The sequence below is a fragment of the Sphingobium sp. TKS genome, from assembly GCF_001563265.1.
Lineage (GTDB): Bacteria > Pseudomonadota > Alphaproteobacteria > Sphingomonadales > Sphingomonadaceae > Sphingobium.
This window is the reverse complement of record NZ_CP005084.1, coordinates 729563-751541: the sequence shown is the minus strand read 5'-3', so window position 1 is coordinate 751541 and position 21979 is coordinate 729563. Positions and strand designations below refer to the sequence as shown.

The following is a 21979-nucleotide window of genomic DNA, read 5'->3' as shown; positions in this document are numbered from 1 at the left end:
AACGCGTCAAATCAAAAGACTAGAGCAATCGAGCCGATGCAATCGGATCGGAATCTGCTCTAGGCAGCTTCTCTATCCTCCGATGGGATAGAAGACCGACTTCTGATTTTGATATTCGTGCAGCCAGTCCGGACCATATTCCCGTCCGATGCCGGAGCGCTTGTAGCCGCCGATTGGCGCATAGGTCATCCGCCCGGTCCCGCCATTGAGCATGACGCTGCCCGCGCGGATCTGCATCGCCATCTCATAGCCCTTGGCGGCGTCGGCGGTTTCGATGCCGCCATTCAGGCCATAGCGGGAATCGTTGGCGATGCGGATCGCCTCTTCGTCGCTATCGAAACCGATGATGCAGCCGACCGGACCGAACACCTCTTCCTGGGCAATCGTCATGCTGTTGTCGACATCGTCGAAGATCGTGATGTCCGTGAAGAAACCCTTGTCGAGGCCCGCCGGACGCCCGCCGCCATGCACGATCCGCGCCCCTTCGTCGCGGCCGATGGCGATCAGCCTTTCGACCTTTTCCCGCTGGGATTCGCGGATCAGCGGCCCCATCGCCACGCCGGGATCGGCAGGATCGCCGATCCTGAACTGGCTGGCGATGGCGCAGGCGGTTTCGACGAACGCCTTCCTGATGCTGTTATGGACGACGAGGCGCGTGAGCAGGGCGCAACCCTGGCCCGCATTGACCGAGAGTACCGCGACCGCCATGCCCGCGGCGCGGGCGACGTCGGCATCCTGACGGACGATCAGCGCGGACTTGCCGCCCAGTTCGAGGTGCACGCGCTTCAATGTCGGTGCGGCTTGCGCCATGATCGCGGCGCCCACCCCTTCGGAACCCGTGAAGGTAACAAGGTCGACGCACGGATCGCTGGTCAGGGTCGTGCCGACCTCCGGTCCACCGGTCACGATGTTCAGCACGCCTTTGGGCAGGCCGATCTCTTCGGCAATCTCCCCGAACAGCAGCGCGGAAAAGGGTGTGAAGGGCGACGGCTTCAGCACCATCGTATTGCCGGCGAGCAACGCGGGCACGATCTTCGCCAGATTGATGAGGAAAGGGAAATTATAGCCGGTGATGGCTGCGACGACGCCCACCGGCTCGCGCACCACGGTGGTCCCGCCTATTTTCTTCGGCCCGTCGGGGTTGAAGGGATCGGGGGTGATGTCGATGGGCAGGCGGACGCTGTCGTCGCGCGTCGAATGTTCGACGGCGGCCAGCAAATGGTCGAGCGGATTGGCGACCTGCATGCCCTGGGTGATGCCCTGCGAACAGCCGACTTCCGCGACGATCAGCGCCGCGATCTGCTGCCTGCGGGCATCCAGGGCGGCATGCATCCGGCGCAGGTACGTGGCGCGCTCGGACATGGCCATGCGCGGCCAGATGCCCGTGTCGAACGCATCGCGCGCGGCCGCGATCGCGGCCTGCACGGCGGCGGCATTGCCCACCGGCGCGCGACCGATGACCGCTTCGGTGGCGGGGTTGATGATAGCGTCGCGTTCGCTCCCGCTATCGACCCAGGCGCCATCGATATACAGCTTGTCGAATGCGGTGAAAGACACGGTCATAGGGCAGGGTCCTGACTGGGCCGCAGGATCATGTCCGCGGCGTTGAGCGCGATGGCCATGGCCGGCGCATTGGTATTGCCCGACACGATGGTCGGCATGATGGAGGTATCGACCACGCGCAGGCCGGTGACGCCGCGCACGCGAAGTTGCGGGTCGACGACGGAGGCTTCATCCGCGCCCATGCGGCACGTCCCGCAAATGTGGAAGGATGTGCCGCCAAGCGCCATGGCGTTGGCAAGAATGTTCTCGTCCGCCTCTATACCGACGGTCTTTCCTGTTTCCTCGACGATCCAGTCTTTCAGCGCGGGTTGTTGCGCAAGGCAGCGGAGCCAGCGAAACAGGGCGACGAAATGGCTCCGGTCGGCATCGGTGGCCAGATGATTGGCGTCGATGACCGGCGGGACATCCGGATCGGCCGAGCTTATCCTGACATGGCCCTGGCTGTCGGGCCGCATATAATAGGCGATGACGGTCATGCCGGGATAGGGGTCGAGCGCCACCGCCCCCTTGTCGTCCGTGTGAAAGGAATAGAGGCCCAGGCCGACCTGCGCGTCGGGCCGGTCGAGCGTGGCATCGGTCTTGACGAAGCCGCCCACCTCATGCGCCGCATGGGTCAGCGGACCTTTCGATCCGAAAGCATAGCGCAAAGCCGACATGATGAGGCCCAGGCCGGACAGTTTCTGGTTCAGGCTGTTCCTCCGAACCCTGTAGGTAAAGCCCAGATAGCGATGTTCGCGAAGGTTGGCGCCGACGCCGGGCGCATCGACGACGATCGGGATGCCGAGCGATTCAAGCAGGGCGCGGGGACCGATGCCCGACAATTGCAGCAGCTTGGGGCTCTGCACCGCGCCTGCGGAGAGGATGATCTCCTGCCGTGCCGCGACCTCATGCACGCCATCCTTGTTGCGCAGCAGGATGCCGCTCGCCCGCTGCCCGTCGAACAGGATGCGCAGGACGTCGGTACGCGGCACGACGTCCAGATTCGGCCGGCCTCGCACGGGCTTGAGAAAGGCGCGGGAAGCGAAGAAGCGCTTGCCGCGATAGGTAGATGTCGGCTGATAGGCCATGCCGCCCTCGGACACGGCCGGCATGTCGTTCATGTCATCCACCCGTTGCGTCCCGGCCTGCTCGGCGGCGGTCAGGAACGCTTCGCAAAGCGGGTCGCCGGAAGGGTGGACGCTGATCTTGAGCGGGCCGCCGGCGCCGCGCCACGCCTTGGCGCCCAGCACATGGTCCTCCAGCGTCACGAAATGCTGGCCCATCCTCTGCCAGCCCCAGCCGGTGCAGCCTGCCGCTTCCCAGCCGTCGTAATCGGCCGGAGCGCCCCGCACATAGACCATGCCGTTAATCGAACTGGACCCGCCCACCGCGCGGCCCTTCAGCCATATTTCCTGGGGTGCGTTCCCGCCGGGCGAAACGGCGTAATCCCAGACATGGGGATTGCCCGGCGCCAGCAGCTTGCCGATGCCGCGGGGCATGGCGATCAACGGGCTGCTGTCGTCCGGTCCCGCCTCCACCAGCAGAACCCTGACGGTCGGGTCGGCCGACAGACGATTGGCCAGCACGCAGCCGGAAGAACCCGCTCCCACGATGATATAGTCATAGCAATCAGCCGGCATGTTCGCTCTTTTCTCAGGCATGTCGCGATGAAACAGCAATGCGGGCCCTGGCTGACCTGCCAGACGGCAGGGCGGCGCTGTTCGACCTGAGCAGGTCAGCCGAATGCCAGGGGCAGGCCGGGCACGTCCCAGTCGAAACATATGACCTTGCCGGAACTGCCCAGCGTGACGAAGGCCACGCGCCCGTCCGCGCCGCCAAAGCAGATATTGGTCGTCAGAAAGTCGCCCGTTTCGATCTGCTCGGGCGTTCCGCCTTCCGGCGGGAAGATCAGTATCGCGCCCTCGCCGGGCGAGGCGCAGCAGATGCGTCCGGCGCTGTCCACGGCCAGACTGTCGAGATATTGACCGGGGCCGGCCCGGCCGACGATGCTGTGCCCGTCCGGGGAGGGCGACGCCGATTTATCGATCACGCCGGGCGCCGACAACCGATAGCGCAGCAGATGCGCCTCATAGGTGAGGGCGACGTAGAGAGTGCGTCCATCGGGCGAGAGGCCGACGCCATTCGCCCCGTCCAATGGTCCGGCGGCCAGCCGAATCTCCGACCCGTCCGCCCTGGCATAATAAAGCCCGCCCCGCATTCGCGCCGCGCCGCGATCCCTACCGAAATCGGTGAACCAGAAGCCCCCCTCTGCATCGAAGACAAGATCATTCGGTCCCCAGAAGGGCGTTGCTTCGGTGGATGCGTATAAGGTTTCGAAGGCGCCGCTGGCCGGATCGACGACCTGGATCATGCCGGGCGGCGTATCGAGAGGCGCCTCGATCGGCAGAAGCCCGCCATCTGGCAGGGTCATTTTGCCGAAGCCACCATTGTTGCAGACATAGATGCGCCCGTCAGGACCGATCGCCGCGCCATTGGGACCGCCGCCCAGATCGGCCATAGTGGTGCGCGCGCCGTCCGGGCCAAGGCGGGACAGGCGGCCGCCGAGCACCTCCACCAATATGAGGCTACCATCGGGCTGCGCGATCGGTCCCTCTGGCATCAGCAGTCCGCTTGCAAAACAGGTCATCTCGTCCTTTCCCATTAGGGGCCGACGGCATCTGCGGACCGTGCGCCGCCCTCAAATCTGGTGGATATCGGCATGATCGGACATCGGACCCACCTTTCGACAGGTAATTGAAGGCGCGAATTGGCGTCATATCCGCCGCACACCCGATCCATGGGGAAAATGCCGAGAGGATAGCGACGTGGCTCGCAGGCAGATTTGCATAGGCGACAATCCGGAAAGTGCGGTCGGCGACGGGAACTGACCGGCGGCAGGCGGCAACGACCATGCTGCCAACCTACAGAGGCGGAAGGCCGGCAACAGACCGGCTCTCAATCAGAACGGTCATCCTTTGACCATCAGGGAGAAGAAGAATGAAGGGAATACGGGGTTTCATACTGCCATTGGGCCTGTTGCTGACGACGTCGCAGACGGCATTGGCGCAGTCGTCCACCGCTGCGCCGCAGGAGGGCGCTACCAGCGACATCGTGGTGACCGCGCGCCGCACCGCCGAGAATATTCAGGAGACGCCGGTTTCCGTCGTGGCTTTCGGGGCGGATTCGCTGCGGCAGGCCAATATCCGCGATACGCAGGATCTGCTGATCAAGACGCCGGGCGTTTTCCTGGCCGGGTCGGGCGGGCGCGAAAACACCAATTTCTCCATCCGGGGTCAGTCCAAGGCGCTGGCCGGCAACAGCGCGCCGGGCGTCATCAGCTATTTCGCCGAAGTGCCTTCCCCCACCACAGGTTCCAGCATCCCGACCTACGACCTGTCCTCGGTTCAGGTGCTCAAGGGGCCGCAGGGGACATTGTTTGGCCGCAACACGACCGGCGGCGCGATCCTCTATTATCCGACCGCGCCGGACTATAAGCTGGGGGGATATGCCAAGGCGTCCTACGGCAATTACGACGCCCGGCTGCTGGAAGCCGCACTCAATATACCCCTGACATCGGATACGCTGGCCATCCGCATCGCCGGTCAGATCCAGAAACGCGACGGCTGGACCAGGAATATCGGTATCGGCGGCGACCCCGACGATCTCAACTCGCGTGCGATCCGCGGATCGATCCTGTTCGAGCCGAGCGCCGCGTTCCGCAACACGGTCATTGTCGACTATTATCACAATGAAGCGGTCGGCGGCGCGTCCGTGCTGACCGATGTGCTGCCCGGTCCCAACGGGCTGACGGCGACGGGCACGGCCAATGCAGCGCTGGTCCAGTTGGCGTTGCAGCGCGCACGCGGTCCGCGCGTGATCAATTCGGACGTCGATGCGTTCGAAAGGGTCAAGCGTTTTGGTATTACCAATCGGACTGAATTCGATCTGTCCGACGACATCACTTTCCTCAATATCTTCGGCTATCGGCGCACCAAGATCGACTATTATTCCAGTGTCGACGGATTGCCGACATTGATCGCCGACGGCAGCGGCGCGATCCCCGCCGGGCTTCCGGTGACAATCGTCGGCGGCCGTCAGACATCCGATGTTCGGCAGCTCAGCGACGAAGTGCAGGTGAAGGGATCGGCACTCGGCAATCGCCTCGACTGGCTGGTCGGCGCCTTCTACCTTGACAGCAAGCCGCTCGGGCCGTCGGGCACCTATATTCCCGTCTTCATCCTGCCCGGTATTACCGATGCGCGCTTCAACTACAGTTTCTACAGCGAAAAGAGCCGGGCGCTGTTCGGCAATGTCAATTATGAGATCGCGGACGGGCTGCACGTCAATCTGGGCGTGCGCCACACCTGGGACAAGATCGAGGCCTGCGTCGGCGGCGGCCTTAATAACCAGCCCGTCGTTTCGCCCGAAGAATGCGCGGACGGGGCGGCAACTATCCGCAATTCGAGCGTCAACAAAACCTCGTCCAAGGCGCTGACCTGGCAGCTGGGCGTCGACTGGAAGGCGTCGGATGCGATCTTCCTCTATGCGGTCACCCGCCGGGGCTATCGCGCGGGCGGAATCAACAGTCCCACGCTGGCCGGCAGGCTGGCGCCGTTCCAGTCCTTCGCACCGGAAAAGGTGACGGATGTGGAGGTCGGTATCCGCTCCGACTTCACCATGGGCGACGTCAAGCTCCAGTTCAACGCGTCGCCTTTTGTCGGCTGGTATAATAATGTGCAGGTGCCGATTTCCGGCCTCAATACGCAGGCAAGTTGCAGCACGACGGCCGCCGGTGGCACGAACCCGCCAAAATCACCGGACGGCGATTGCGACGCCAGCAACGATCCGAGCGGCGGGACGCTGCTCGTCAATGCCGGCAAAACCCGTGTCGCGGGCATTGACCTTTCGACCCGGATTCAGCCGACGTCGACATTGTCATTCGACGCGGGGGCGACCTTCCTCGACCTCAAGTCGCGGTCGCTGACGGTGCCTGCCGCACTGCAATCCTATCTCGCAGCGCTCAAGGTGCCGTTCAATCTGGTCGCGAAGACGACGGTGACCGCCGGGCTGCGCTGGACGCTGCCCGTACCGCGCTCGCTTGCGGAAACGGTGGTCAGCATGGACTATTACCATTCGAGTAAAGTCCGCTCCTCCGATCAGGTTCTGCCCGCCTATGATCTGGTCAACGGACGGCTGGACCTGAACGGCGTGGGCGGCAGCAATGCCGACATCAGCTTTTTCGTGCGCAACCTGTTCGACAAGAAATATCTGGCTTCGAGCAATGTCGGATCAGCGGCGCTTGGCATATTCAGCGGGTTTTATGGAGCCCCGCGCACCTATGGCGTGGAGGTTCGCTATCGGTTCGGCGACTGACCGCAAGAGTTGAGGACGGTGCGTCAGTCTCGTCCTGTCCGCAAAGGCCAGCGCGGCCCAACGAAGGCGGATGACGCACCGGCCATAATGGACAGGGCAGGATTATGGGGAGGACCGTCGATGGCGCAGACCGAAGCCGATCAGGATCAGGCCGAAAGCCGCGAACAGCTCAGCCGATGGCTTGAGGATGTGCTGGGCTGTTCTGAGGTCATGCTGGAAAAGCAACGGCGCTGGCGTCCGGTCTGGCGCGCCAGCGTGCAGCAGAATGGTGTGAAGCGCGACTTTCTGCTCAAGGGCGACCGTACCTGGCCGACCCATCCCTATCCGCTCGATTATGAAATGCGCATGCAGCGGGCGCTGCATGAAAATGGCGTCCCCATTCCCGCCATATTGGGCATGTGCGACCAGCCCAACACCATCGTGATGGAATGGATAGAAGGTGGGCGGGACCCCGGCCTGGTTCAGCAGGCGATCGAAAGCGCATCGGTCATGACCGACGATCGGTGGGCCGCATCCCTGCGCTATATGGAGATATTGGCGGACATACATCGTCTTCCAAGTCGCCCCTTCGTCGAAGGGGGAGCCCATTTGCCGCAGGGGCCGCGCGAGATTGCCCTGCACAATTTCGAGCGCTTTCATGCCATGACGGCAGAGCAGGGCATCACCGATCCGCTGCTGGAATTTTGCGCAGGCTGGCTGCGCCGTAATTATCCCCGGCATCGGGAATCCATTTCCTTCGTCACGGGCGATTGCGGCCAGTTCCTTTCGGACGGCGCCCAGGTCACCGGCATATTGGATGTGGAAATCGGTCATCTGGGCGATCCCATGCGCGATCTCGCCTGCTTCCGGGGACGCCATCCGATCGAGAATATGGGCGACGTCGCCGCATTGTTCCATCACTATGAACGCGCGATCGGCGTGCCGCTCGATTATGACGCAATCGCTTATCACACCGTCTCTTTCCTGGCCGAAGCCATTTATGGTCCCCTGTTCGGGCTTCATGAAACGGGACGCGGCGGCGACTGGGTCGAGGCGGCGGTGCAGGTTCCGATGATCGGACGGCGCTGCATGGAGGCTTTGGCCGAGATATTGGGCATGACGCTCGATGACATCGCGCTCCCGCCGCCCGCCGCCATCGACCAGAACGATCTGGCGCTCCAGAAATTGCAGGCGGAAATCGAGCGCCTGCCGGAAAGCGGATCGTTACAGGGTTGGCAACGTAACATTCTCGCATCCATACCGCACTATCTCCGGGATCAGCTGCGCTATCGGGACTGGCTGCGGGACGAGGATGGCAAGGATATCGAGGCGCTGCTCGGTACAGCCTATGCCGATCCGGTCGAGGGTGAGGCCGCATTGATGCGCTTCATCGAAAAGAGCAAGCCAGCCGATGATATCGCCCTGACGCGTTTCTTCCACCGAAGGACGCTGCGGCATTGTCTGGTCATCGCGGGGCCTGGCGCGCCCGCCGATCATCTGGTTCTGGTGCCCATGGAGCCGCTGCGGCGGGATTAGGCGTGTGGGTATTGAATATGCCCGCATGGGCGTCTGGCCAGCCCGAGGGATGGTACCTATCCGACGATATGTGCTTCGTCCCGCAGATTGAGCGATCAGGGAGTAGCTGGTCTGGGCAATCAGTATATGCTTGCCCAATCAGTATCTACGGATCGTGCCAAGATAAAATATTATCTGAAAATATAATAAGATAAAAATATATCATTTCGGTCAATAAATAGAAACAGGTCGTCATAAATTAAATATAGTCACCACAGGAGGGGATGAAATGGGTAAGATATTCCGGGTAATCCTTATGACCGGCGCCGCGTGGAGCGCGTGCGGTGTTGCTATAAGCCAGGCGGCAGAAGCGGTCGAGCAAAGCTCCAGTGGCGGCGACAATAACGCGGTGCGCGATATCATCGTGACGGCGCGCCGGACTTCGGAGAATCTTCAAACAGTTCCCGTGGCCGTCACGGCGCTTGATCCGACCGCCCTGCTTGAACGCCAGATTGTCGAAGTGGCGGATGTAGGCCGGGCCGCGCCGGGTTTGTCTGTTCAGTCGGGCGGCACCGGGAACGCGTCCCTCATATATCTCGCCATCCGGGGTAACGCTCAGAACAGTCCCAATTCATTTTCCGATCCTGCGGTCGGCATCTATGTCGACGGCGTTTATTATGGACGACCCATTGCCGGCAATCTGGGTCTTCTCGACCTGGCGTCCGTCGAAGTCCTGCGCGGTACCCAGGGAACATTGTTCGGACGCAATACGACAGGCGGCGCCCTGAACATGACGACCGTTCAGCCGGACGGCCATTTCGGCGGCTATATTACCGGTCGTGTCGGCAATTATGAAAGCTGGTCGATCGAATCCGCGCTGACTTTGCCGATCGCCGGCGACGAATTGTCGTTACGTCTGGCGGGGCGCTATGGTGAGCGGGGCAGAGGCTTTGGCCCGAACCCCATCAGGGGGGTCGATGCGGCGCGTATCGATCATGACATCGCGGCCCGCGCCACGCTGAACTGGGAACCTTCGGCGGTCCCGCTGACGGTCTCCCTGTCGGCCGACTGGGCTGACATCAAGGATACTTACAATAATGTCGCTCTGCGTGGTATCAATCCGACAGGTCCGGGCCTCGCTCTTTATTCCCATCAATTTGACCTCGCCAGCTTCCTGCAAACCCAAAGTCGTTTCTACACAACCTATAATGACCCCAACACGGGTAATCCCAACATCGATACGCCCTTCAATTACAACAAGACATGGGGCCTTCGTGCGACGATAGAATATGATCTGGGGGATTTTAAGGTAAAATCGATAACGGCCTATCGAGAGGCGGAAACCGGGGACGGCACCGATCTGGACGGTACGCCCGCCAAGATCGCGTCCTATGCCAGCGACTATTCCCAGAAACAGCGCAGTGAGGAACTTCAATTCTCGGGTACGTTGGGGAAATTGGAATTCATTCTTGGTGCATTCTATTTCAAGGAAACGGGCGACGAACAATCGCAGTCCCTCGTCTTCCAGGACACCGATTTCGGTTTCAACCTTGCGCCCGCCAACACCAATCTTGCTACTTATAAATCAGAGTCCAAGGCATTGTTCGCTCAGGCCAATTACAATCTGACCGAACGGTTGCGGGTGACGGGCGGATTTCGCTATACGTGGGACAAACGCTCTATCAACCGCATGGGCTATATTGGCGGGATACCAGGCTTTTCCGGTTCGTTCGTGTCGAACGGCAGGTTGATCACGCTTCCGCCGACGGGTCTGTGCGCCGTGGGCACCAACGCCAATCTCGTCCCGCCCGGCCCCAATTGTACGGACCCCGTGACCGCCAAATTTGATTATCCCGCATGGCTGGTCAGCATCGACTATGAACTGGGGAATGGCAAATTCGTCTATGCGAAGACGGGCGGTGCCGCATTGGCTGGCGGGCTTAATTCACGGCCGACTCCGCCCGACGCCAGTTCCTTTGCGCCGGAAAAGGTCAAGGATGCCGAAATCGGGTTCAAGGGCGACTTTCTCGACAGGCATTTGCGGACCAACCTGGCAGGCTTCTATATCTGGCGGAACGGTGCGCAGAATATCGTCAATGCTCTGGTCGGCGGCAATCTGACGCAGTTTGTTCAGAATGCGGGCGATGTGAGAGCTTATGGCGTCGAGTTCGAAGGCACGCTCATTCCGTGGCAGGGTATGGAAGTCAGTGGCGCCATATCCTGGCTGAAGGCGAAATATGCTGCGGGATCATTCACCGCGGCGGGGCTGGGGGGCACGGTTGATCGAAGCGGTGAAATTGTTCCGCGCGCGCCCAGATGGACCTGGAACGTCGGCGCCACACAGCGCATTCCAGTCAGAGGCGGCGAAATCGCCTTGCATGCCGACTATGCCTATACCTCAGCCGTCTATCAGGATTATGCCACCGCTGATCTGACGGCTCCGGCGCTTAACGACGGTGTCAACGACGCCGCAGAGCGCGCGGCGGCTGTCAGCTTTATCAACACGCAGAACAGCTTCAGCCGGCTCAAGGCCTATGGCGTGCTGAACGGCAGTATCAGCTTCAAGCTCGACGGCGGCATGGAGTTCACCTTGTGGGGACGGAATTTGACTCAGGAGAAATATTACAACGCCATCTTCAACGGTTATGGCACGTTCGGCACCGCGATCGGGTTTACTGCGGCGCCGCGCACTTGGGGGGCAACGGTCTCTTACCGCTTTTGACATAAGTGCGTCGATCAGGTGCGGCGGCGATGTCCGCTTCACCTGATCGCTATGATCCGGTCATCCCGATTTACACGCGAGGGCGAACCCTATCTTTCGTCGGGGGCCTAACGGCTCCTCTTCTGCGTAACTGCTGAATCAATTCATGAAAGCATAATTGTTCCGTCATTTTAACAATCCAGGATCGTGGAATGGATGTCAATCAATCGGTCGATAATGGAGACAAGGCTTTGATTATATTGCAAAGTCTTATCTTCTATTTGCGGGAAAAAAACATTCTTTCGCGGTGTGATATTGAGGAATTGTGCGAGCGAGTGGAATCTCGTTCCTTTATCGAAAAGGAATTCCCCTGTGATCGAGGACAGGCGGTGGCGGCCGCGAAGGAAATGCGCGATCTGAATGAATATTGCGGAAAACGATATGGCGGGAAGCGGCGTCGCTGCCTATGAGGGCTAGCTCGACAAACTCTTGATCCGGCCGTGTCGCACAGAGCGTGGATGAAAGGTCGAAGTTGTTGGCAAGTGTTGGCGATACTCGGAGAATTTCGATATTTCGCCGATGGCTTTTCTGCAACCTTGCGGAAGATCCGGGCAGTAGGCATTTTCCGGACGAATATGTCCATTACGCGATATTTGTCTTGCCGGCGATAGCCGTGACGAGGGAATGCGACGCGGCATTGACATAGTCCTCAGGAAGGTCGTTATAACGGATTTGGACGAGTGATGCACAATCCTTCATCCATGGATGCTACGCAGCGGGCGACGCCCTATGAAATGTCGTTTCCGGCGAGCAGGCGATCGGTATTGTCGTGGACAATTGTCGCGCTGTTTCTCCTGAATTGTCTCAATTATATTGATCGCCTGCTGTTTTCGGTCGCGCAGGAAATGATCAAGGTCGACCTTCACCTCAGCGATTTTCAACTGGGCCTGATCGGCGGACCGGCTTTCGCCATACTCTATACGCTTTTCAGCTTCCCGATCGCGCGGGCGGCCGACCGTGGCCGACGGGTCGGAATCATTGCCTTTTCGCTGATGCTGTGGAGCGTCATGACGGCCTTTTGCGGGATAGCGGCCAATTTCCTCCAGATGCTTGTCGGGAGAGCAGCGGTCAGCATCGGGGAAGCGGGATGCACACCAGCGTCCCATTCTCTGATTTCCGATGCATTTCCCGCACGGCGCCGGACGACTGTCATTGCCATTTTCGGGGTGGCCGGCCCGGTCGGAGCCATTGTCGCCGCAGTGGCAGGGGGTGCCCTTATCGCTGCCTTTGGCTGGCGCACGGCCTTCCTCCTCTGCGGAATGGCCGGCATAGTCCTCGCTCTGCTGTTCCGTGCCACTGTGCCGGAACCCCAGCGGAGCCAGCCCGGGCCCTCTCACTCGGCGTCTTTCATCGATACGGTCCGCCAGTTGCTCGTCCGGCGCAGCTTTGCCCTCGTGGCGGTCGCGGGCGGCATTGCCGGGATCGGCAGCTATGCCAACCAGCAATATATGGTGTCCTTCCTCATGCGCGGACATGGCCTGTCCCTGGCAACCGCGTCGCTGCTGATGGGGCTGGTGATCGGGGGCGTGGGCATTGTCTTCACGCTTATCGGCGGACCGTTGATGGATTTCGGAGGGCGGCGCTATCCACGGATCAAGGCGTGGCTGCCGTCCGTCGGCTTGCTCTGGTGCGGGTCGCTCTATGCCGTCGCCTTTCAGCTGCCGACGGTCGGTCTTGCCGTCGCGCTGATGGTGTTCGCCTCGATGGGGCAGCATTTCTACATGCCCGCCATGTATGCGCACGGGCAGGACGTCGCGCCCCCGCATATGCGGGCCATGGCGTCGGCCATCATCATCGCCACAAGTTCGCTGTTGGGCTATGGTCTGGGGCCGCCGCTGATCGGCCTTGTCAGCGACATATTGGGGGAAGCCGCACGGGTGTCCGCGGGCCTCAGCCTCGCCGACTGCGTGAAGCGGCCGGTCGAGGCCTGTGAGGCCGCCAGCGCGCAGGGATTGCGCTTGTCGCTCAGCTTCGGATCCTGCTTCTTCATCCTTGCCGCCGGCCTGTTCGCGCTGGCGAGCCGATGGATGATCGCCGATGTGAACGATCATGATCAACCCTGACTTGCCATCCGCGGCCAATTGGCAAATAATAGCCCGGCCCTTCCAGGTCGGGAACAGACTCGACTGATGGCAAGGAGGTTGAGGATGCAGAACGCAATCGGCACTGATCTGCCCCTGTGCGCGCCGCGTACGGCATCGCATTTCCATGTCGAACGACAGGTTCACGCCAACGGAATTTTTGCGGATATCCGGCACTTCGGCTGGACCCAGAGCAGCCGCGCGGTTTACCAGCCCGATTCCTATTATCTGGACTTTTCCATCGGCCCGCGCTGTACCAATTCGCGCTTTTTCAGCGCCGACCGCCGGCTCGCCGACCCGCCGGGCGATATTGTTTTCCTGCCCAAGGGCGGCGCATTTTCGGCGTTGAGCGAACCGGGCGAACACAGCCTGCTGTGCCTGACATTTGAAAATGAACGGGCGATGCAGCTGTTCGAGGATGACAGTCTGGCTGATCTGACGCCCTGCCACGATGTGCAGATCGGTCGGGTGCGTCAGGGGCTTGCGCGCCTGCTGGAAGAGTTGCGCAACCCCAGTTTCGGACAGAATATAGTGCTGGAGAGCATGGCTTTGTTGCTGGTCGTCGAACTGTGCCGGCATTTCCGGCAGGCTCCGGAGGACGACCGTAGCGGCCATGGACAAATGCCGGGCTGGCGGTTGCGCCGGATCAAGGACAGGATCGAAGCCGAACTGTCAGGCGATCTGTCGGTCGCGGATCTGGCGGCGGAAATTCGCACCAGCCCCCGGCACCTGATCCGGACGTTCAAAGCGACCACCGGCACTACCCTGTCCGACTATATCGCTGGCCGCAGGATCGCCCATGCGCAGCAACAGCTTGCGCGGGACGGTGTGCTGATCAAGGTGATTGCCGGCAATTGCGGCTTCCAGAGCGCCGCAGCCTTTTCCGCCGCTTTCCGCAAGGCCACCGGCATGACGCCGCGCGAATTTCGGGAAGAACGCGGCGCCGGTCGATAGGCTGCTTTCGCCGTTCAGCCCGTCAACATGGTTGCGGTCAATCTGGCGATCCTCCAGCGTCCGTCGCCTCTGCCCAGTGCGCCCTGATAATTGGCGAACATGATGACCCGGCCGCCATCGTTCCAGTCCGTCACGAGGCCGGAGGCGCCGACATGGGCGGCGTCATCGGATGGGCCTGCGTCGATCATGATGTCGGTGATCTGGTGACGCCATTTGCCGCCGCTCCTTTCCGCGAGCATCGCCGGCATTCCGCCCAGTTGTCCCGCACCCCGGAGGGTCATCTGGCCGACAATCTCGAAGCAGCCATCCTCCGCGAAGAGGTTCACCCATTCGGCCGCCCTGCCGCTATCCACATATTGGCAATAGCGCGCGAACAGATCGTAAATGTTCAGCCGGTCCTTTACGCTCAGTCCCATCGGTTCATCCTCCTTGTCTGCATAGAGATGGCATTGGCCGCAGGCCCCGCCTTTCGCCGGAGCCGAGCGTCCACGTCCCCTGCACCATGCTGCGGCCGCGATGGCAGTGCAATGCCGCGGCGGCCGTGCCGGCCCGAACCCATGCGCTTCATGTCCGCCTGACGATGTTTGGGCGTTCCGGCTGTAGGCATCGGCATTGCGGGGATCGCGCTGTCGCCGCCACAATCCGTCTCCGACAGAAAGGCGGATTCTCTCCATGACCAGCTATCTCGATCGACTGATCGCCGATCCCACCAGTTTCCACGACGCGCCCTATGCGCAGGCCTTCACGCTCAGCCGCGACGAGATCGACAGGCTGCATCTGGAAGGCGCGCGCAAACGCTTTGCCGAACTTCGTCCTGGCCTGTCGGTGCTGGACAAGCTGGCGCGCGAGCAGGGCATCGAGACGATCGAGACGATCAACGATCTGGCGCCGCTGCTGTTTCCGCACACCGTCTACAAATCCTATCCGATCAGCTATCTGGAGCGCAGCCGCTTCGACAAGCTGACCAAATGGCTCGCGGGCCTGACGACCAGCGACATTTCCCATGTCGATGCCAGCGGGATCGAGACGATCGACGACTGGATCGACCTGCTCGACGCGGAAACCGATCTTACTATCCAGCATACGTCGGGCACGACCGGCAAGCTGAGCTTTGTCCCCCGCACCAAGAAACAGTGGCGCGAAACCATCGTCCATTCGGCGGTCATTATCCGCGACTGGTGGCCGGGTCGCGGCCCGGACATATTGAAGGACGGGATGCCGATCATCATTCCGGGCTATCGCTATGGCGCCGCCGCGATGCAGCGCGGTAACGGCATCCAGGTCGATCTTTATGCCAAGGGCGAGGAAAACACCCTGTTCCTCTACCCCGACGCCCGCTTCAGCGCGGACATCGCCTCGCTGGGCGGCCGCCTGCGTGCGGCGGAGGCACGGGGTGAGGCCGGCATGATCGACATTCCGCCGGTCCTGCTGGAACGGCGGGAGGCCCTGCTGGAACTGGAGCGCCGCCGGCCCGACGACCTCAAGCATTTCTTCAGCGAGGCGCAGCGGCGCTTCGGCGGGCGCGACGTCTATGTGACGGCGATGTGGGCGATCCTCTACGATTGGGCGGAGGAGGGGCTGAAGCGTGGCCTCAAGAACGTCTTCGGCAAGGGCAGCGTGCTGCTGACCGGCGGCGGCAAGAAGGGCAAGGAACTGCCCGACGACTGGCGCGAGCGCGTACTCGAGTTTCTGGGTTTCGATACCATCTATGAAATGTACGCCACGTCCGAACAGATGGGTCTGTCGATGATGTGCGAGCATGGCCATTATCACATCCCGCCGATCCAGATTCCGTTCCTGCTCGATCCGGCGACCGGCAAGCCCTTGCCGCGCAAGGACGGCCTGACCGGCCGCTTCGCCTCGTTCGACCTGATGCCCAACACCTATTGGGCCGGGCTGGTGACGGGGGATGAGATCACGCTGGCGGGCTGGGAAAAGCCCTGCGCCTGTGGCCGCACCGGGCCGCACGTCATTCCGCCGGTACGCCGCTACAGCGAGAAGGAAGGCGGCGATGACCGCATCGTCTGCGCCGGCGCCCCCGAAGCGCATGATCGCGCCCTCGAATTTCTTGCCGAACTGTCGATGTGAGTAGAGCCATGACTGATCAATTCCGCGTTCCCCTCATCATCCGAGGCCAGATCATCGATGATGCTGAAGTCGACTATGGCGGCCGCCGGGGCGGCGTCAGCTTCTCGGCGCCCGACATCGCCAAGCATGTCGCGCGCCTGCCCCTGCGGACGCCCTCGGCCATGGCCGACCTTTATTCGCTGAGCTTCGACGAGATACTGGATTTCCTCGTCGCCCTGGGGGAGCGGCTGGATTTCGGGCAGAACCGGCATTTGCAGGAAGCGTTTCGTCTGTCCTGTCTGACCTCCGGCCTGTCGGAGAGCATATTGCGCGTCCATTTCCAGCATATCGGCGCCGCCTTCGATCGCACCGAAATGCGGCGGATGATGGAGCGCTCCTGCGGCGTCGACTATCTGGAAGGCTGGGTGGATCAGGGGGCTGGCAGATTTCCGGGCCTGACCGCCCGCACGCGCGCTTTCGGCGCGCGGACCGTGCATGTCATTGCCGGCAATGCGCCGATCGTGTCGATCCTGACGGTGATCCGCAATGCGCTGACCCGGTCCGACGCGATCATCAAGCTGCCGTCCAACGATCCGCTGACGGCCGCCGCGCTGGTGCGAACCATGGTCGAGATGGACCCCGACCATCCGCTGTCGAAACATGTCTCCGTCGCCTATTGGAAGGGCGGCGACGATCAGGTGGAATCCGCGATTTACGATCCGCGCGGGGTCGAAAAGATCGTCGCCTGGGGCGGGTTCGATTCGGTCAAGCACATCACCCGCTATCTGCAACCGGGCATCGACCTCATCACCCAGGACCCCAAGCTGTCGGGAACGATCATCGGTCGCGAAGCCTTCGCCGATGAAGCGACGCTGGGTCAGGTGGCACGCCGTCTGGCGCTCGACATCGGCGCCCAGAATCAGGAAGGCTGCGTGTCCGCGCGCGTCATCTATGTCGAATGCGGCACGGACGAAGCCGGGCTGGAGCGCGCCAATCGGCTGGGGCAGATGACCTTCGATGCACTCCAGCGTCTGCCCGATCACCTGAGCACGCCGCACAAGGCGTTCGACGGCGCGCTCAAGGCCGAGATCGACGGCATCCGCCTCAATGACGAGGATTATCGCATCTTCGGCGGTCGGACCAACGAGGGCGCGGTGATCGTCAGCCAGGAGGATTATCCGGTCGACTTTTCCCGCACGCTCGCCTGCCGGGTGGGCAATATCGTGCCCATCGACAGCAGGGAAACGGCCGTCAGCGCGGTCAACGCCTATACCCAGACGATCGGCATCTTTCCCGAAAGCCTCAAGGATGAGCTGCGCGACCGTCTCGCCTTTCAGGGCGCGCAGCGGATCGTGTCGCTGGGCGGGGCCGCGACGATGCAGCATAATATGGAAAGGCAGGATGCGATCGAGCCAGTACGCCGCATGCTGAAATGGGTGACCGAAGAACAGGCATCCGGCGAGATGCTGGCCGCGCTGGCAGGCTGAGGGGAGCCAAGGACATGGTGGACGCTGATCTGGTGATCCGGGGCGGAACGGTGGTCGACGGGCAAGGCGGTGATCCGTTCGAGGCGGACATCGCCATTGCCGACGGCCGTATCGCGGCGATCGGTGCTGATGTCGGTCAAGGCCGCGAGGAGATCGATGCCCGTGGCCTCCTCGTCACGCCCGGCTTCGTCGATGTTCATACCCATTATGACGGGCAGGTCACCTGGTCGGACAGTCTGGTGCCTTCCGCCGAACATGGCGTCACCACCGTCGTCATCGGCAATTGCGGCGTCGGTTTCGCGCCGTGCCGGCCGGAGGACCGCGAGGCGCTGGTCAATGTCATGGAGGGCGTGGAGGACATTCCCGAAGCGGTGATGGCGAAGGGTCTGCCCTGGAACTGGGAGAGCTTCCCGGATTATCTGCGATCGCTCGAAGCGCGTGCCTGGGACGCGGATGTGGGAGCCTATATTCCGCATTCGCCCCTGCGGGTCTATGCGATGGGCCAGCGCGGGTTGGACCGCGAGCCGGCGACCGCGGCGGATGTCGCGCGAATGGCGCAGCTCGTGGCGGAGGGGATGGCGGCCGGCGCGCTTGGTTTCGCGACATCGCGTTCGCTGGTGCATCGGCGCGGCGATGGCGCTTTCATCCCGTCCTTTCAGGCGGAAAGCGATGAACTGGTGGCGATCGCCCGATCGGTGGGTGATGCGGGGCGCGGCGTGCTTCAGATGATCCCGAATCTCGATACCGCCGACTGGGCCAGCGATCTCGACCTGATGAAGCGCATGACCAGCGCCTCGGGGCGTCCGCTGACCTATTCGCTCGCCCAATGGTCGACCGATCCGCAGGGCTGGCGGCGCACCATGGATGCGCTGGCCGAGCATAATCGCACCAGCGCGGCGCCGGTGCTGGCGCAGGTTTTTCCCCGGCCGATGGGCGCGATGTGCGGCCTGTCGACGTCGGCCAACGCGTTCAGCCATTGTGCAAGCTATCGTGCGATTGCGGACCGACCGCTGGCTGAAAAGGTCGCCATCATGCGCGATCCCGCCTTCCGCGCGCGACTGATCGCGGAGGAGCCGGATGAGACGCCGACGCCGCTGCATCGCTTGCTACGCACATGGGACAATATCTATCCGCTCGGAGCCGAGCCGGACTATGAACCTTCACCGGACCGGAGCATCGCCGCGCTGGCCGCAAAGCGCGGCGTCGGTCCTGTCGAACTGGTCTATGATCTGATGCTGGAGCAGGAGGGCCATGCGCTGATCCTGATGCCCTTTTCCAACTATGCGGAAAAGTCGCTGGACCCTGCGCTTGCAATGATGCGCGATCCCTACAGCATCGTGGGACTGGGCGACGGCGGCGCGCATTATGGCATCATCTGCGATGCCAGCTATCCGACGACGATGCTGTCCTACTGGACCCGCGATCGGGTCGGCGAGCAACTGACGATCCCTGCGGCAGTCAAGGCGCTGAGCGCGGACAACGCCGATTTCCTGGGGCTGCGGGACAGGGGGCGGCTGAAACCGGGGATGAAGGCCGACATCAACCTGATCGATCATGGCGCGCTCAGGCTGCATGCCCCTCATGTCGTCCATGACCTGCCCGGCGGTGGGCGCCGTCTGGCGCAGCAGGCGACCGGTTATCGCGCCACGATGGTCAGCGGCGTGATCACCCGGCGGGACGGCGCCGACACTGGCGCGCGTCCCGGAAGGCTGATCCGCGCCGCCTGATCAGGCGCGCGGCTGGATGGTCGTGCCGCCCGTCAGTCCATGGCGGATAAAGGGCGAGGCGAGGAAATCATGCGGAAAGCCGAGCGGCGTGCGGCTCAACGCATCCAGACGTTCCAGTTGGCTTGCCTCCAGCGTGACGCCAAGCGCGGCGACATTATCCGCATATTGCCGCATCGTCCGCGCGCCCACTAGCGGCGAGACGACCGCCGGATTGGTAAGGGTCCAGGCGATCGCCACCTGCGCCGAGGTGACGCCCATCTCGTCGGCGATGCCCTTCACCGCATCGGCGATGGCGACCACGCGCGCGTCGACACGGCCTGCCGCTTCGAGCAGGGCACCGCGACCGCCAGATTCGCCGGCATGGGCGCTGCCGCCGGTCGCATATTTGCCCGACAGCATGCCGCTCGCCAGCGGCGACCAGGGCATGACGCCGATACCCAGCGCCTTGGCGGCGGGGATGAGTTCGCGTTCGGCCGTGCGCTCGACCAGATTATATTCGACCTGCAAGGCCGCCAACTGGGACCATCCCCGCAATTCCGCCACGGTTTGCAGCCGGGCCATCTGCCAGGCAGGTGTATCCGACAGGCCCAGATACAGGATCTTGCCCTGCGTCACGAGGTCGTCGAACGCGCGCATGATCTCATCCGCAGGCGTCGTATCGTCCCAGGCGTGCAGGAAGAGCAGATCGATCCGGTCCGTGCGCAGGCGCTTGAGGCTGGTTTCGACCGTCTGCATCATGTTCCGGCGGCTGTTGCCGGCAGCATTGGGATCGCCGACCGATCGGGTCAGCGAATATTTGGTCGACAGGACCAGCCGTTCGCGCTTGGCTTCCGCGAACTTGCCGGTCAGCGTTTCCGACACGCCGTCGGCATAATAGCCCGCCGTGTCGATGAAATTGCCGCCCTGGTCGACATAGCTGTCGAAAATCCGGCGGGATTCCTGCTCGTCCGCGCCCCATTCCTCGCCAAAGGTCATGGTCCCGAGCGCCAGCGGGGAAACCCGCAGGCCCGAGCGGCCGAGCAGGCGATAGCTGTCGAGCGACAGCGTCTGAATGTTTGTCTGTGTCATGGTCGTTTTCAATCTTTCGCTGCTTCGGTGACGACCCAGTGCATCATCTTGTGCACCGGCCATCCCCCATCGTGCGGCAGGCCGCCGAATTTTCCGGTGTTGATATTGCCGAGACCGACGATGCGCTGGGTGCCCGCCGAGGAAAGCCCATCGCGCACCTCGGCAATGCGGGAGGGGGGATAGACGCCGACCGACTGGGTCGCGACGGTGACATGCTGGATCGCATCGGCAAGCCGGTCGACCGCGACGACATTGACGAGCTTGCCGCCGGGATTGAACGACACAGGTTCGCTGGAGCGGATGACTATGCCCCGGCCGTCGGGACGTCCGAACAGGCGGTAGACCGGTTCCAGATTGCCCAGCATGTCCAGTTCGTCGATCAGCATGGCGGGCGGCAGCGGGCCGTCGGGGCCGGCGCCATAGCGGATATCCTTGCCCATCGCCTCCACCAGCGCTTCGCAATAGCGATCGACCTGTTCGTCCGATCCTTCGATGAACTGGAAGCGGGCGCAGCTGCACGCATCCTGATTGAAGGCGATGATGTCGGCCGCGCTCCGTTCGGCAATGGTCGCGAGGGGGACGTCGTCAAAGGCTTCGCGGCCGATCAGCGAAATCGAGACCTTGGGATCGAAGGACATGATCTCGAAGCCCGGCGCGGCATATTGCATGGCATGGCGTACCGCCGCCTCGCCACCCCAGACGGCGAGCTTGTCGAAATATTGCGAGCGCAGGATGTGGTTTTCGATGCTGGCATCGCCGCCGCGCCAGTAAGCGGCGGAGAAGGAGCGCGTCACCGGATGGTTGGGGCCGACATCCGCCATCGTCCGCAGCAGGGCGGTCGCCGTGAACATGTCGTTGGACGGCATTTTCAGCAGATGGACGCCCTTGCTGATCGCTCCTCGGACAATCGTGACCGGCGGCACGATCGGGGCGTTGCCGGCCAGAACATGCACCATGCGGGGCGGGAAGGCGCGGATGTCGAAGGCCGTGCCCTGAATGTCGCGCCGCGCCCACCCATCCAGCACGTCGAGCGATCCCAGCGACTGTTCGGCTTCCGCCTCGACCGCCTCGCGGGTGAAGAACCAGGCGATATCGCGGTAGCAATTCTCCAGGATGCGCGCGCCAAGAGTGTTGCAGCGCAGATTATAGGCCGCAGCCTCCTGGAGATAGATGTTCCGGTCGAAATCGAGCGCCTTGCCGACTTCGACGAGAAAATCCACGATCTCCGCAAGCGGCGTGTCGAAGGCGGGACCGGGCTGGCTTCGCGGCCAGATCAGCGAGTCCAGATCGATCGAAGGGGTCATGACCGTCGTGCCGCTGGCCCGCGACCGGTGCTCGACGGCGGCGTCGAGCTGGACCACGCCCTTGATCACATGGGGAACGAGCAGCCGGTCATTATCGGCGATGATTTCATGCAGCATGTCT

15 protein-coding genes are annotated in these 21979 nt (G+C 62.4%); 9 read left to right on the top strand and 6 right to left on the bottom strand.

Annotated features, from left to right (window positions below; all coding sequences use genetic code 11):
- Window positions 1-72: 72 nt before the first annotated feature.
- From K426_RS24205 to K426_RS24195, 3 genes are all read right to left on the bottom strand, one after another.
- On the bottom strand, window positions 73-1563 hold the full coding sequence (locus K426_RS24205) for an aldehyde dehydrogenase family protein (protein WP_066563132.1): 1491 nt from the start codon (window positions 1561-1563) through the stop codon (window positions 73-75).
- The gene (locus K426_RS24200) at window positions 1560-3182 is read right to left on the bottom strand and encodes a GMC family oxidoreductase (protein WP_066563131.1); all 1623 of its coding nucleotides are present in this window, start codon (window positions 3180-3182) and stop codon (window positions 1560-1562) included. The genes K426_RS24205 and K426_RS24200 overlap by 4 nt, the downstream gene beginning before the upstream one ends.
- Before the next feature lie 95 nt (window positions 3183-3277).
- Window positions 3278-4189, bottom strand: coding sequence for an SMP-30/gluconolactonase/LRE family protein (locus tag K426_RS24195; protein ID WP_066563942.1), 912 nt, complete (start codon window positions 4187-4189; stop codon window positions 3278-3280).
- Window positions 4190-4539: 350 nt separating this feature from the next.
- Here K426_RS24195 and K426_RS24190 point away from each other — a divergent pair, with 350 nt between their 5' ends.
- From K426_RS24190 to K426_RS24165, 6 genes are all read left to right on the top strand, one after another.
- Window positions 4540-6915 carry a TonB-dependent receptor gene (locus K426_RS24190; RefSeq protein ID WP_066563130.1) on the top strand — a complete coding sequence of 792 codons (2376 nt, stop codon included), beginning with the start codon at window positions 4540-4542 and terminating at the stop codon, window positions 6913-6915.
- A 120-nt stretch (window positions 6916-7035) separates the two neighbouring features.
- Complete coding sequence (locus K426_RS24185; protein WP_066563129.1) at window positions 7036-8430, top strand: phosphotransferase; 1395 nt, start codon at window positions 7036-7038, stop codon at window positions 8428-8430.
- A gap of 268 nt (window positions 8431-8698) precedes the next feature.
- Complete coding sequence (locus K426_RS24180) at window positions 8699-11131, top strand: TonB-dependent receptor (RefSeq protein ID WP_066563126.1); 2433 nt, start codon at window positions 8699-8701, stop codon at window positions 11129-11131.
- Between the two features lie 191 nt (window positions 11132-11322).
- The gene (locus tag K426_RS24175) at window positions 11323-11580 is read left to right on the top strand and encodes a hypothetical protein (protein WP_066563125.1); all 258 of its coding nucleotides are present in this window, start codon (window positions 11323-11325) and stop codon (window positions 11578-11580) included.
- Between the two features lie 273 nt (window positions 11581-11853).
- The gene (locus K426_RS24170; RefSeq protein ID WP_237230177.1) at window positions 11854-13233 is read left to right on the top strand and encodes a spinster family MFS transporter; all 1380 of its coding nucleotides are present in this window, start codon (window positions 11854-11856) and stop codon (window positions 13231-13233) included.
- Between the two features lie 84 nt (window positions 13234-13317).
- A complete protein-coding gene (locus K426_RS24165; protein ID WP_066563124.1) occupies window positions 13318-14205 on the top strand; it encodes an AraC family transcriptional regulator in 888 nt (295 codons plus the stop codon).
- A 14-nt stretch (window positions 14206-14219) separates the two neighbouring features.
- Here K426_RS24165 and K426_RS31900 read toward each other — a convergent pair whose 3' ends face one another.
- A complete protein-coding gene (locus tag K426_RS31900; protein ID WP_066563122.1) occupies window positions 14220-14621 on the bottom strand; it encodes a nuclear transport factor 2 family protein in 402 nt (133 codons plus the stop codon).
- A 256-nt stretch (window positions 14622-14877) separates the two neighbouring features.
- Between K426_RS31900 and K426_RS24155 the strand changes: the two genes are divergently transcribed.
- From K426_RS24155 to K426_RS24145, 3 genes are read left to right on the top strand one after another with little or no spacing between them, the layout of a single operon-like run.
- Window positions 14878-16293, top strand: coding sequence for a hypothetical protein (locus K426_RS24155; protein ID WP_066563121.1), 1416 nt, complete (start codon window positions 14878-14880; stop codon window positions 16291-16293).
- An 8-nt stretch (window positions 16294-16301) separates the two neighbouring features.
- Entirely contained in the window at window positions 16302-17759 is a 1458-nt protein-coding gene (locus tag K426_RS24150) for an acyl-CoA reductase (RefSeq protein WP_066563120.1), read from the top strand.
- Between the two features lie 14 nt (window positions 17760-17773).
- Window positions 17774-19486, top strand: coding sequence for an N-acyl-D-amino-acid deacylase family protein (locus tag K426_RS24145; protein ID WP_066563116.1), 1713 nt, complete (start codon window positions 17774-17776; stop codon window positions 19484-19486).
- Here K426_RS24145 and K426_RS24140 read toward each other — a convergent pair whose 3' ends face one another.
- Both K426_RS24140 and K426_RS24135 read right to left on the bottom strand, forming a co-directional pair.
- Complete coding sequence (locus tag K426_RS24140) at window positions 19487-20566, bottom strand: aldo/keto reductase (protein ID WP_102999821.1); 1080 nt, start codon at window positions 20564-20566, stop codon at window positions 19487-19489.
- Window positions 20563-21975 (bottom strand): acyl-CoA reductase, encoded by a 1413-nt coding sequence (locus K426_RS24135; RefSeq protein ID WP_066563115.1) that lies wholly within the window; start codon window positions 21973-21975, stop codon window positions 20563-20565. Before K426_RS24135 ends, K426_RS24140 begins: the two co-directional genes overlap by 4 nt.
- Between the last annotated feature and the right edge of the window lie 4 nt (window positions 21976-21979).

Bases quoted from the DNA above. Each gene is read 5' to 3' on its own strand.
- K426_RS31900 (WP_066563122.1), bottom strand. From the start codon at position 14,621: ATGGGACTGAGCGTAAAGGACCGGCTGAACATTTACGATCTGTTCGCG.
- K426_RS24175 (WP_066563125.1), top strand. From the start codon at position 11,323: ATGGATGTCAATCAATCGGTCGATAATGGAGACAAGGCTTTGATTATA.
- K426_RS24165 (WP_066563124.1), top strand. From the start codon at position 13,318: ATGCAGAACGCAATCGGCACTGATCTGCCCCTGTGCGCGCCGCGTACG.
- K426_RS24155 (WP_066563121.1), top strand. From the start codon at position 14,878: ATGACCAGCTATCTCGATCGACTGATCGCCGATCCCACCAGTTTCCAC.
- K426_RS24180 (WP_066563126.1), top strand. From the start codon at position 8,699: ATGGGTAAGATATTCCGGGTAATCCTTATGACCGGCGCCGCGTGGAGC.
- K426_RS24150 (WP_066563120.1), top strand. From the start codon at position 16,302: ATGACTGATCAATTCCGCGTTCCCCTCATCATCCGAGGCCAGATCATC.
- K426_RS24205 (WP_066563132.1), bottom strand. From the start codon at position 1,563: ATGACCGTGTCTTTCACCGCATTCGACAAGCTGTATATCGATGGCGCC.
- K426_RS24135 (WP_066563115.1), bottom strand. From the start codon at position 21,975: ATGCTGCATGAAATCATCGCCGATAATGACCGGCTGCTCGTTCCCCAT.
- K426_RS24170 (WP_237230177.1), top strand. From the start codon at position 11,854: ATGCACAATCCTTCATCCATGGATGCTACGCAGCGGGCGACGCCCTAT.
- K426_RS24195 (WP_066563942.1), bottom strand. From the start codon at position 4,189: ATGACCTGTTTTGCAAGCGGACTGCTGATGCCAGAGGGACCGATCGCG.
- K426_RS24145 (WP_066563116.1), top strand. From the start codon at position 17,774: ATGGTGGACGCTGATCTGGTGATCCGGGGCGGAACGGTGGTCGACGGG.
- K426_RS24190 (WP_066563130.1), top strand. From the start codon at position 4,540: ATGAAGGGAATACGGGGTTTCATACTGCCATTGGGCCTGTTGCTGACG.
- K426_RS24200 (WP_066563131.1), bottom strand. From the start codon at position 3,182: ATGCCGGCTGATTGCTATGACTATATCATCGTGGGAGCGGGTTCTTCC.
- K426_RS24185 (WP_066563129.1), top strand. From the start codon at position 7,036: ATGGCGCAGACCGAAGCCGATCAGGATCAGGCCGAAAGCCGCGAACAG.